Source organism: Aminobacter carboxidus, assembly GCF_014863355.1.
Lineage (GTDB): Bacteria > Pseudomonadota > Alphaproteobacteria > Rhizobiales > Rhizobiaceae > Aminobacter > Aminobacter carboxidus.
Genome location: NZ_JACZEP010000016.1, coordinates 73704 through 85036, shown reverse-complemented (window position 1 = coordinate 85036; position 11333 = coordinate 73704). Strand labels below are relative to the sequence as shown.

Here is an 11333-nt window from a genome sequence, read left to right as displayed (position 1 = left end):
CGATGCGCACCCAGACGGGCGCCCTCGGTGCAGTTCAGGATGCTCTCGGTCTCGGCGCCGCCATCCTCGACACCGCGTCTTCGGCGCTGGAAGAGGCCATCAACAAGACCAAGGAAATCGTCAACAAATACGTTGCCCGTGCAACGCCCGGCACCGATACCGCCGCCATCGACGCTGAAATCACCCAGCTGAAGGCACAGGTCGTGTCGATCGCAACGAACGCCGACTTCCAGGGCGTCAACATGCTCAAGACCGGCGGTACGGCCGCCGCCATCGTGACCGGCTACCAGCCGGGCGCTGCTCCGACGACGATGTCGGTCGCAGCCTACGATCTCGAGGCTGCACTCGGAGCTGCAACCGACGCAACGGCGGTCGACACCGCGCTCAAGGCGATGCAGACGGCAGCTGCCACCATCGGTGCTGCCAAGACCCGCGTCGACTCGCAGAAGGCGTTCACCTCCAAGCTGATCGACTCGATCGACCGCGGTATCGGCCAGCTGGTCGACGCCGACATGAACAAGGAGTCGGCTCGTCTGGCCGCCCTGCAGACCCAGCAGCAGCTCGGCATCCAGGCGCTGTCGATCGCCAACTCGAGCTCGCAGTCGCTCCTGTCGCTGTTCCGCGGCTAATATCGGCTGGCGCGGTTCGCCGCGTTGGCTATCCCGATCCGAGCCGTCTCAGGCACGAGGATCGAAAGCCGGGTCGTACCGCAAGGTACGGCCCGGTTTCGTTTTTGAAGGTTGCTGCTACACCTGAACCAAGCACCTCTTGGCAGCCAGCCCTAGCGGCACAGTCGATAGTGAAATTCGTATAAAAATCAGCTATTTAGAAATACTTAACCACGTTACTTAGCCGTTTGGCAGGGTGTTCCCGGTTAGATCGCGATACAGCGCGAGTTGGCCCGGAACAGTTGGCCATAGGCATGATGCCGCTTCGCCTGAGCCGGAATGTTTCGCCGGCATGTTCCTCAAAAAATTCGAATATAAGGAACAGGGCTTATGACCAGCCTTCTCACCAACGCGTCCGCAATGACCGCTCTGCAGACCCTGTCGAGCACCAACAAGAACCTCGGCGTCACGCAGAACCGCATCGCCACCGGCGAGCGCGTCTCGACGGCTTCCGACAACGCCGCTTACTGGTCGATCGCGACCTCGATGCGCACCCAGACGGGCGCCCTCGGTGCAGTTCAGGATGCTCTCGGTCTCGGCGCCGCCATCCTCGACACCGCGTCTTCGGCGCTGGAAGAGGCCATCAACAAGACCAAGGAAATCGTCAACAAGTACGTTGCCCGTGCAACGCCCGGCACCGATACCGCCGCCATCGACGCTGAAATCACCCAGCTGAAGGCACAGGTCGTGTCGATCGCCCAGAACGCCGACTTCCAGGGCGTCAACATGCTCAAGAGCACGGGTGGTTCGGCGGCCAACATCGTGACCGGCTACCAGCCGGGCGCTGCTCCGACGACGATGACGGTCGCCGCTTATGACCTGGAAGCTGCCCTGACTGGCGCTACCACGACTGTTGCCGTGGACACCGCGCTCAAGGCGATGCAGACGGCAGCTGCCACCATCGGTGCTGCCAAGACCCGCGTCGACTCGCAAAAGGCGTTCACCTCCAAGCTGATCGACTCGATCGACCGCGGTATCGGCCAGCTGGTCGACGCCGACATGAACAAGGAGTCGGCTCGTCTGGCCGCCCTGCAGACCCAGCAGCAGCTCGGCATCCAGGCGCTGTCGATCGCCAACTCGAGCTCGCAGTCGCTCCTGTCGCTGTTCCGCGGCTAATATCGGCTGGCGCGGTTCGCCGCGTCGGCTATCCCGATCCGAGCCGTCTCAGGCACGAGGATCGAAAGCCGGGTCGTACCGCAAGGTACGGCCCGGTTTCGTTTTGAACACTTCAAGGGCCGCGTTTCAAATCGAGATATACAACTGACTCGCGGTCAAAATCAGAAAATACCAATACACACCAAGTAAAATTTATAAAATTTTACACATTTATATTTCATTAACCATGAAAATTAGCCATTTCGCAGGGGCTACACGGTTAGATCGCAATACAGCGCGAGTTGGCCCGGAACAGTCGGCCATAGGCATGATGCCGCTTCGCCTGCGTCGGCCTTTCGCCGGCATGTTCCTCAAAAAATTCGAATACAAGGAACAGGGCTTATGACCAGCCTTCTCACCAACGCGTCCGCAATGACCGCTCTGCAGACGCTGTCGAGCACCAACAAGAATCTGGCTGTCACGCAGAACCGCATCGCCACCGGCGAGCGCGTTTCGACCGCCTCGGACAACGCTGCTTACTGGTCGATCGCCACCTCGATGCGCACCCAGACGGGCGCCCTCAGTGCTGTTCAGGACGCTCTCGGCCTTGGCGCCGCCATTCTCGACACCGCGTCTTCGGCGCTGGAAGAGGCAATCAAGAAGACCGAAGAAATCGTCAAGAAGTACGTTGCCCGTGCAACGCCCGGCACCGACACCGCCGCCATCGACGCTGAAATCACCCAGCTGAAGGCACAGGTCGTGTCGATCGCCCAGAACGCCGACTTCCAGGGCGTCAACATGCTCAAGACCGGCGGTACGGCCGCCAACATCGTGACCGGCTACCAGCCGGGCGCCGCTCCGACGACGATGACGGTTGCCGCTTACGACCTCGAAGCTGCCCTGGGCGCTGCAACCGACACCATCACGATCAACACCGCTCTCACTGCGATGAAGTCCAATGCAGCCACCATCGGTGCGGCCAAGACTCGCGTCGACTCGCAAAAGGCGTTCACCTCCAAGCTGATCGATTCGATCGACCGCGGTATCGGCCAGCTGGTCGACGCCGACATGAACAAGGAGTCGGCTCGTCTCGCCGCCCTGCAGACCCAGCAACAGCTCGGCATCCAGGCGCTTTCGATCGCCAACTCGAGCTCGCAGTCGCTCTTGACGTTGTTCCGCAACTAGCACCGATCCGAGCCGTCTCAGGCACCAAGATTGCAGACTGGGCCGTACCGCAAGGTACGGCCCAGTTTCGTTTCGTCTAATGCAAGCGCAAGATGGTATGGTCTCGACCTTCTACCCAGGCGGGTCGAACTACCTAATCGGCTGAATAATTTGGCATTATTCCGGCACCAGGCGGCTCCGCGGCGGTTAGGTGGATAGCCTCGCACAAGCTTGGCCACAGATCATGCTGTGGCGTTGCTGACCCTGCCCGCTCATCCCGTCCGGGCAATGTTAATCTGCCATTAACCATACTTGTTTAGCAGTGGTTAACCAGCGACTGACGCAGTTCACGCGCGATGCAGGGTCACGCGAATTACAGTAGGGGGCTTATCCGATGTCCAGCATCATGACCAACGCCGCGGCTTTGACGGCGCTGCAGAGCCTGAGCGCTACAAACAAGGCACTCCAGGTAGCACAGGGGCGAATCTCGACCGGCTACCGTGTCGCTGAAGCCTCGGACAATGCCGCCTACTGGTCGATCGCGACGACCATGCGTTCCGACAATGGCGCGAACTCCTCGGTGCAGGATGCGCTTGGCCTTGGCGCCGGCAAGGTCGACACCGCCTACACGGCTCTCAAGGACGTCATCGGCGTCGTCGACGACATCAAGCAGAAGCTGATCACCGCACGCGGTCAGGGCCTCGACACCCGCAAGCAGATCCAGGGTGAAATTGCCACTTTGCAGGTCCACCTCAGAAGCGCTGCCATTGGCGCCAGCTATGCCGGTTCCAACATGCTGGCCACCGACGACCCGGGCCCAGTCGAGATCGTTTCCTCCTACAATCGCGCCGCCAACGGCACCGTGACCCTGGGCAAGATCTCGATCGACCTGGCTAACGTCACCTTGTTTGCCGCCAACGGCACTGCCAAGCCGATCACCGCCGATATCATGGCGATCAATGTCGAGACCAATGGAACCGACGCCGATATCGATGGCTTCCTGACCGACATCGAAGCGGCACTGACCGGCTTCACGCTGGCTGCTTCCGAACTCGGCGCTGCCAAGTCGCACATCGACCTGCAGAAAGACTTCGTCTCGAAGCTCATGGACTCCATCGACCGCGGCGTCGGCCAGCTCGTCGATGCCGACATGAACAAGGAATCGACGCGTCTGCAGGCCCTTCAGGTCCAGCAGCAGCTCGGCATCCAGGCACTGTCGATCGCCAACTCGAATTCGCAGTCGATCCTGGCACTGTTCAAGAGCTGACGCTTCGGCCCTGAAAGCCGGTTTCGACTTGCGCAAGCCACGCCGCCTGACGCCAGGCGGCACTTCACCAGCAACAATTCCGACGAAATGCCATGGGCCGCGCATCTTGCGCGGCCCATAACATTTTCGCACAAGCTTCGCGGGCTAGGGTCTCCCCGGAAAGTATTGCGGGGAACTTACGCACGTGCCCGAACAGCTACAGAGCATCGTCGCCAATCTCAGGAGTTTCGGCCCACGCCGTCTCGCCATGCTGGGCGGTATCGCAGCGCTGGTGATCGCCATCGTCGGCGTGGCCTCCGTCTATCTGAACCGTCCAGCCTACGAGACGCTATATGTCGGCCTCGAACGCTCGGACGTGAACCAGATCGGCATGGTGCTCGGCGAAGCCGGCATCGGCTTCGACGTCGCCTCCGACGGCACCACCGTGCTGGTCCCGGCGGGCAGCACGGCGCAAGCCCGCATGCTGCTCGCCGAAAAGGGCCTGCCCACCAGTGCGAACGCCGGCTACGAGCTGTTCGACAATGTCGGTTCGCTCGGCCTCACCTCCTTCATGCAGCAGGTCACCCGCGTCCGCGCATTGGAAGGCGAGATCGCCCGCACCATCCAGTCTATAACAGGCATCAAGGCCGCACGCGTCCACATCGTCATGTCCGAGCGCGCCAACTTCCGCCGCGACGAGCAGAAGCCTTCGGCCTCGGTGGTCATCCGCGCCGCCAGCATGGATGCCGACAAGAGCGCCATGTCGATCCGCCATCTGGTCGCCGCCGCCGTGCCCGGCCTCGATGCCGAGCGCGTGACCGTGCTTGATTCGAGCGGCAACCTGCTCGCATCGGGCGACGACCCCAGCAATTCGAGCGCCGCCCGCTCCATCGGTGTCGAGCGCACTGTCGAAACCCAGATCGAAGACAACATCCGCCGCGCACTGTCCGCCTATCTCGGCCCGGACAACTTCCGTGCCAGCGTCAAGGCCGACGTCAACACCGACTCGCGCCAGACCGAAGAGACCATCTTCGATCCGGAATCGCGCGTCGAACGTTCCGTACAGGTCGTGCGCGCCAACGAGAATTCCAACCAGAAGCAGTCGTCCACACCTGCTACCGTCGAGCAGAACCTGCCCGACGCCGAAGCCGGTGGCGCCACTGACGGCCCGCAGTCGACCTCGGAAAGCGACCGCAAGGAAGAGATCACCAACTACGAGATGAACTCCAAGCGCATCGCCACCGTCTCGAATGGCTATTCGGTGACCAAGATGTCGATCGCCGTCGTCGTCAACCAGCAGCGCCTTGCCGCCATCCTGGGCAAGGACGCAACGCCCGAGGCCATCACCGCCCGCGTCGCCGATATCCAGAAGATGGTGACCTCGGCCACCGGCTTCGATGAAAAGCGTGGCGACCTGATCAACGTCTCGGCGGTCGAGTTCATCGACGGCCTCGACGGCGAAATCATCGAGAGCCCCGGCATGCTCGCCTCGGTCGGCCAGCACGCCGGCACGCTGATCAACGCCGCCGCCTTCATCGTCGTTGTCTTCCTTGTCGCCTTCTTCGGCCTGAGGCCGATGGCGGCAGCGCTTTCGGGTTCATCTGCGGCACCAGCCCTTCCCACTTTCGCCGGCCCGAGCTTCGAAGAGATGCAGCGCGCCTTGCCTAACGCTGACGGCATGGCCTCCTTCGAGGAGGAGCCTGCCGCCCTTTCCGACCATAGGCCGCATGCCATGGACGATCTGCGCAACAAGCTGCGCCCTGCCCCGCAGGACCGCCTCGCCCGCATGGTCGACATCAATGAAGAGCGCACCGCGCTGATCCTGCGCAAATGGGCCGGCAACGAGGTCGCCGCCTGATGTCGATCGCAGCGCTTTTCGAACGGCTGACCGACTTCGCGCCGCTCGCCCCTCATAGTGCCGAGCCCGGAACCCCGGTCGCGGAATATCCCAAGGCCGTTCCGGACCTGGATGTCCCGGCGATCGTCGCTGAAGCCGTCGCCAGGGCTGAAGCAGACCTGACCACGCGCCTCAGCCAGGAGTACGAGCTGGTGCTCGAGGCCGAGCGCCAGCGCCACGCCGAAGAAGTCGCCGCCCTTGGTGCCCGCTTCGGCACTGAGGCCGGCGAGGTCATCGCCACGCGCATTGCCGAGATGGAGACCCGCCTCGTCCACCTAACCACTGACGCCGCCGCCCGTGTCGTCGCGACACTCGTCAGCGACGACATCCGCCAGCGCTCCATCGATGCGCTGTCGACGGCGATCCTCGCAGCTTGCGCCGATCGCGAAGCGGTGCGCATCAAGGTCAGCGGCCCGCAGTTCCTGTTCGACGCGCTGGCAGCCGCCATCGGCACGCGCATCGACAATGTCGACTTTGTCGAAGCTGTCGGCTTCGATCTCAGCGTCTCGATCGACGACAACCTGTTCGAGACCCGCCTCGGCGAATGGTCTTCGGCACTTTCCGAGACATTGCCATGAACGGTCCTGATGGCGCCGAGCCGCACCGCGAGATCGTCATTGTCAGGCGGGCCCATTCCGACCATGACGACGGCCACCATGGCGGCGCCTGGAAGATCGCCTTCGCCGACTTCATGACGGCGATGATGTGCTTCTTCCTGGTCATGTGGCTGATCAGTGCCGCCAACGAACAGACCAAGGCGGCTGTCGCTAGCTATTTCAACCCGGTCAAGCTGGTCGACCGCAACGCCAGCCGCAAGGGCCTCGAAGAGCTCGGCGACGGTCCCAATTCAGTCGGCTTGACCGCCGAGAACCCACAGGAAGCCAGCGCCAAGGCAGGCTCCGACGGCCGCGGCAATGCCGGCCCGGCGACTGAGAAGAATTCCGCCGAGGCGGCCGAAGCTGTCAACCGCTCCGACGCGCACCTGTTTGCCGACCCCTATGCCGTGCTCGCCGAAATCGCCCAGGACACCGGCGCTAAGGCCAACGTCTCGGAACGTGGCGAAGGCGGCGCGCAGAACGCCGGCCCGGCCAATGGCGCCTCCGGCGGCGAAGCCTACCGCGATCCGTTCGCGCCCGATTTCTGGACCGAACAGGTCGCAACGCCCGCCGCCGAGGCCTCTGCCGAGCGCGCCGCGATCGAAGGCGAACCGGCAAAGCCCGGCGACAAGACCGAGCGCTCCGCCAAGTCCGACCCGGTCAAGGCGCAGGAACAGCAGGCCCCGGAACCCCAGGCAAGACTCGCCGAGCGGACCCCTCCGGCTCAGCCCAAGCCCGCCCCGTCGGCGCGCGAAACCGCCGCCAAGCCGGGCGACGCGCCCAAGAGCGATGCCGCGGAAGCCGAGGCGACGGCCGAAACGCCAAAGCCCAGGGACGAGGCGCCAACCCGCGAAACCATCAACGACGCCGACGCCATCCGGCGCGAGCTCGCCGAGGCGATCAAGTCGGGCGGCGCCCTGCCCGACGGTCTGTCGGTCGTCGCCACCGACAAGGGCGTTGTCATCTCCGTCACCGAGCAGTTCGATTTCGGCATGTTCGAGATCGGCTCTGCCGTGCCGCGCAAGCAGCTCGTGCTCGCCATGGAAAAGATCGCCAAGACCATCGCCGCCCACGAGGGCAACGTCTCGATCAACGGCCACACCGACGCGCGTCCGTTCCGTAGTGGTGGCTACGACAACTGGCGCCTATCGACCGCGCGCGCCCATTCCGCCTATTACATGCTGGCTCGCGCCGGGCTCGACGAAAAGCGCATCGTCGAGGTCGCCGGTTTTGCCGACCGCAAGCTGAGGGACAAGGCGGAGCCCTTCTCGGCCACCAACCGGCGCATCGAAATCCTGTTGGAGCGCTCTGAATGAGGCTCGCAGCGACCCTGTCTGGTGCCGCGCTCATCGCCTTGCTGGTTGCGGGCGTGCCCGGCCGTGCCGCGGCCAGCGAAGCACCCGCGCTCGAGCCCTACCAACTGGTGCGCTGCCTCCAGTTGCTGCAGGACCGCATCGCCTCCGGCGACCAGGCTTCGCTGCCGTTGCAGCGCCGCCTGCTTGAAATGACCGACGAGCGCATGCGCACCGCCGATCCTGCCACATTCAAGGAACCCAAGAATTTTCGCGCCCTGCTGATCTACGCGATGAGCGGCGGCAACCCCTTGACCATCGAGCAGGTGGTCTCGCGGCTTGAGCTTGAAGAGGCCGACCAGAAGCTGGCGCAAGGCATCATCGATTATCTCAGGGGCAAGCCCAAGGGCACCGTCGAGGCGCTCGCCTCGATCGAGCCGCTGGCGCAGATCTCGGAGCTGGGCGCCTTCCTGGCCTTGGTCAAGGGTTCGGTCAGCATCGCCGATCAGCCCGAGCAGGCGATGAAGCTGTTCGATCAGGCCCGGCTGCTCAGCCCCGGCACCCTCGTCGAGGAAGCCGCCCTGCGCCGCTCGGTGGCGCTTGCCAGCAGGGTCGAGGACGGCGGTCGTTTCCTGCGCAACTCGACGCAATATGTCCGCAACTACCTGCGTTCGCCTTATGCCAGCCAGTTCGCCGACGCCTTCGTTGCCGGTGTCGTTGCCCTGCACAGCTCGATCAATCTCGACACGCTCGCCGACATAACCGCGATGATGGATGCCGAGCAGGAAAAGGTCGTCTACCTGCGTATTGCCCGCCGCGCGGCCATCGACGGCCTGAGCGAGCTCTCCGCCTTTGCCTCCGCCAAAGCCGAGAACGGCCGCGATGGATCATCTGGCAACGCCGACCCGCGCGCCCAGCTCTATTCCGGCCTGTCGTCGGTCACCTCCGGCACCGCCGCCGACATGCTTGGCAAGCTTGGCGGCATCGATCGCGACAAGCTGTCCAAAGGCGACCGTGCCTTGCTGGACGCCGTCGAGGCGGTCGCCTCCGAACTCACCTCGGCCGTCCCGGCAGCTCCCGCAAGCACGCCGAAGCCGCTCGACATCGAGGCCCTTCCGCCGGCGCCGATAGACATCGCGCCGCCGCCAGCAGACCCGATGATCCCTGACGCCGCCGAGGCGCCGAGCCCTGCTTCGTCCCCTGAGGCCCAGCCAACGGCGCCCGTAGCGGCTGCGCCTGAGCAACCGGCGGTCGCCGCTGCACCGCGCGTCGTGCCGCTGACCCAGCAGCAGCCCGAGCCGGCGGAACCGGAAGACCCCAAGATCACCGAAGCGCGCCGCACGCTTGAATCCATTGACGAACTTCTAGGAGGCTCCCCCAAATGACCAACGCCCTTTCGGCGCTGGTGAGCCCACTCGCCCGCCACCCATCCGCTTCGGAACGCAGCGCCCTTGTCGGCAACGACGACCAGCCTGATTTTGGCCAGGCATTGGCTTCGCCCCAAAAGGACGAGCCGAAATCGAAGGGACATGCCGCCGATCATGATGCCACGCGTCCCAAGGGCCTGAACAAGCTCGCCGAGCGGCTTGCCGCGCGCAACGCGCTCGCCGAAGCCGACGGCGAGATGCCCAAGGCCGGGGAAGCCGTCGAGGGCGAGACGCTTGAAGCATCCGAGCCGGAGCAACCCGATGCAACGGCGAAGGAAGTCAAGGCGGAGAGGACCGACGAGCCTGCATTGCCGCTGGTGCTGACCCTGAGCGAACTGCGCAAGGCGGGCGCTCAGCCGACGAAACCCGGCTCCACCGACGCAACCAACGCCGACACCACCGATGCAGGCCCACAGCCAGACGCGTCGGGCGAGGTGTCCGAGACCGATCTCGCAGCCCTCGTCACCAACGGCAAGTCCGCGCGCTCGGCAGCCACTGGCTCGGCACCACAAGCTGCGGCAGCTGTCACCACGCCAGCGACGGCCTCGGCGCCCGAGGCACAGCAAGCGTCACAGCCTGGAGTGCCGGAATCGGACGCTGCCAACGACATCGCCGCGGGCACCGACAAGCCGGCCCGGCCGACGCTTGCCAGACAGGCCGAACAACCCTCCACCGGCAACCCGGTCACCGTCATGTCGGAGCAGTCGATCCCGGCCCCGGCGAGCAATGGCGCAAACAGCACCGCGGGCGCGCTCGCTTTGGACATCGCCTCCGCCGCGCCACGCCACGTCGCTGCCGCAACGTCCGTCCAACAGCTCCAGAACAGCGCCTCAAACACGCCTGGCGCACAGGTTCTCAAGATCCAGCTGCGCCCCGTCGAGCTTGGCATGGTTACGGCCAATCTTCATCTCGCCGGAGAGCAACTTTCGGTTGAAATCGAAGTTGAGAACGCCGAGGCCTATAACAGGCTTTCATCTGACCGGGAGGCAATCAACAGCGCCCTGCGCGGTCTTGGCTTCGATGTCGATCGGGTCACCATCCTGCAGCCCCAGTCAACGAACGCACGCGCTGACGGCGGCACATCCTCGGGCTTCGCAAACCGAGACCAGGCGTCGGCCCAGTCGGGCGGAGCGGGTGGTGAAGGGGCAAATTCGGGCAATGGACGTCAGAGTGGGAGAGCGGCAAATGACGAAGGCAGTTCGCGCAACATCTCGTCGTCTGGCGCTGATCGCCCTGGCAGCAGCCGCTACATCTAGTATCGCCACTGGCATGGCAGCGGCTGCGGCCAATCCGTGCGAACCGGAGATCCTGCGCGCCGCCGACCGCTATGGCGTGCCGGTCGGCATTCTCTATGCCGTCGGCCTGACGGAAACCGGGAAGAAGGGCAGCTTGCAGCCTAACGCATTGAATATAGAAGGAAAAGCTGTCTTCGCTCGAAGCGAGACGGAAGCCGTCGCGGCCTTCGAGGCAGCCCGCGGCGAAGGTAAGACGCTGATCGATCTCGGCTGCATGCAGATCAATCACCGCTATCACGCTGCCGAGTTCCGTTCCGTCCGCGACATGCTCAACCCCCGCCTCAATGTCGACTATGCCGCGCGCTTCCTCGTCAGCCTGCACGCGCGCCACGAGTCCTGGTCGATGGCGGTTGCCCGCTACCATGCCGGCCCCAACAATGACCCCGCCCAGAAGCGCTACGTCTGTCGCGTCATCGCCAACATGGTCGCCACCGGCTTCGGCCGCTGGACCGAAAACGCCCGGACCTTCTGCAACCCATAGGCGTCTTGCGCCGAAACGAATCGGACACGGGCCGCTATCCCGCCCCTCACGACAGGCTTGGGCAAGGGTGCACGTATATCGTGCAACCTGCTCAACCCATGCGATTCCAGACTCCCTAAAAAATAGCGGCAAGAATTCACGATTGGTCGCCTTGGTCCCGACCCATTACCGA

At 64.0% G+C, this 11333-nt stretch carries 10 protein-coding genes; all 10 read left to right on the top strand.

From position 1 onward, the window contains the following. A partial coding sequence (locus tag IHE39_RS27690; protein ID WP_192568756.1) for a flagellin occupies positions 1-629 on the top strand: 629 nt, incomplete at its 5' end. Between the two features lie 369 nt (positions 630-998). Further along, complete coding sequence (locus IHE39_RS27685) at positions 999-1784, top strand: flagellin N-terminal helical domain-containing protein (RefSeq protein ID WP_192568755.1); 786 nt, start codon at positions 999-1001, stop codon at positions 1782-1784. A 381-nt stretch (positions 1785-2165) separates the two neighbouring features. Beyond that, positions 2166-2948: a flagellin N-terminal helical domain-containing protein gene (locus tag IHE39_RS27680; protein ID WP_184769675.1), complete on the top strand. Its 783-nt coding sequence runs from the start codon at positions 2166-2168 to the stop codon at positions 2946-2948. A 373-nt stretch (positions 2949-3321) separates the two neighbouring features. Further along, positions 3322-4194: a flagellin N-terminal helical domain-containing protein gene (locus tag IHE39_RS27675; protein WP_184769674.1), complete on the top strand. Its 873-nt coding sequence runs from the start codon at positions 3322-3324 to the stop codon at positions 4192-4194. A 184-nt stretch (positions 4195-4378) separates the two neighbouring features. Then, positions 4379-6031, top strand: coding sequence for a flagellar basal-body MS-ring/collar protein FliF (gene fliF, locus IHE39_RS27670; RefSeq protein WP_192568754.1), 1653 nt, complete (start codon positions 4379-4381; stop codon positions 6029-6031). Continuing rightward, complete coding sequence (locus IHE39_RS27665) at positions 6031-6648, top strand: FliH/SctL family protein (protein ID WP_192568753.1); 618 nt, start codon at positions 6031-6033, stop codon at positions 6646-6648. Before fliF ends, IHE39_RS27665 begins: the two co-directional genes overlap by 1 nt. Further along, positions 6645-7982 carry a MotB family protein gene (locus IHE39_RS27660; RefSeq protein ID WP_246485659.1) on the top strand — a complete coding sequence of 446 codons (1338 nt, stop codon included), beginning with the start codon at positions 6645-6647 and terminating at the stop codon, positions 7980-7982. Before IHE39_RS27665 ends, IHE39_RS27660 begins: the two co-directional genes overlap by 4 nt. Then, positions 7979-9343 (top strand): chemotaxis protein MotC, encoded by a 1365-nt coding sequence (locus IHE39_RS27655; protein WP_192568751.1) that lies wholly within the window; start codon positions 7979-7981, stop codon positions 9341-9343. Before IHE39_RS27660 ends, IHE39_RS27655 begins: the two co-directional genes overlap by 4 nt. Continuing rightward, on the top strand, positions 9340-10641 hold the full coding sequence (fliK, locus tag IHE39_RS27650; protein ID WP_192568750.1) for a flagellar hook-length control protein FliK: 1302 nt from the start codon (positions 9340-9342) through the stop codon (positions 10639-10641). Before IHE39_RS27655 ends, fliK begins: the two co-directional genes overlap by 4 nt. Then, entirely contained in the window at positions 10571-11161 is a 591-nt protein-coding gene (locus IHE39_RS27645; protein ID WP_192568749.1) for a transglycosylase SLT domain-containing protein, read from the top strand. The genes fliK and IHE39_RS27645 overlap by 71 nt, the downstream gene beginning before the upstream one ends. The last annotated feature ends 172 nt before the right edge of the window (positions 11162-11333 follow it).

What these genes read in the sequence shown, in the direction of transcription:
- IHE39_RS27685 (WP_192568755.1), top strand. Translation starts at nt 999, where the DNA reads ATGACCAGCCTTCTCACCAACGCGTCCGCAATGACCGCTCTGCAGACC.
- IHE39_RS27680 (WP_184769675.1), top strand. Translation starts at nt 2,166, where the DNA reads ATGACCAGCCTTCTCACCAACGCGTCCGCAATGACCGCTCTGCAGACG.
- IHE39_RS27675 (WP_184769674.1), top strand. Translation starts at nt 3,322, where the DNA reads ATGTCCAGCATCATGACCAACGCCGCGGCTTTGACGGCGCTGCAGAGC.
- IHE39_RS27665 (WP_192568753.1), top strand. Translation starts at nt 6,031, where the DNA reads ATGTCGATCGCAGCGCTTTTCGAACGGCTGACCGACTTCGCGCCGCTC.
- IHE39_RS27660 (WP_246485659.1), top strand. Translation starts at nt 6,645, where the DNA reads ATGAACGGTCCTGATGGCGCCGAGCCGCACCGCGAGATCGTCATTGTC.
- IHE39_RS27655 (WP_192568751.1), top strand. Translation starts at nt 7,979, where the DNA reads ATGAGGCTCGCAGCGACCCTGTCTGGTGCCGCGCTCATCGCCTTGCTG.
- fliK (WP_192568750.1), top strand. Translation starts at nt 9,340, where the DNA reads ATGACCAACGCCCTTTCGGCGCTGGTGAGCCCACTCGCCCGCCACCCA.
- IHE39_RS27645 (WP_192568749.1), top strand. Translation starts at nt 10,571, where the DNA reads ATGACGAAGGCAGTTCGCGCAACATCTCGTCGTCTGGCGCTGATCGCC.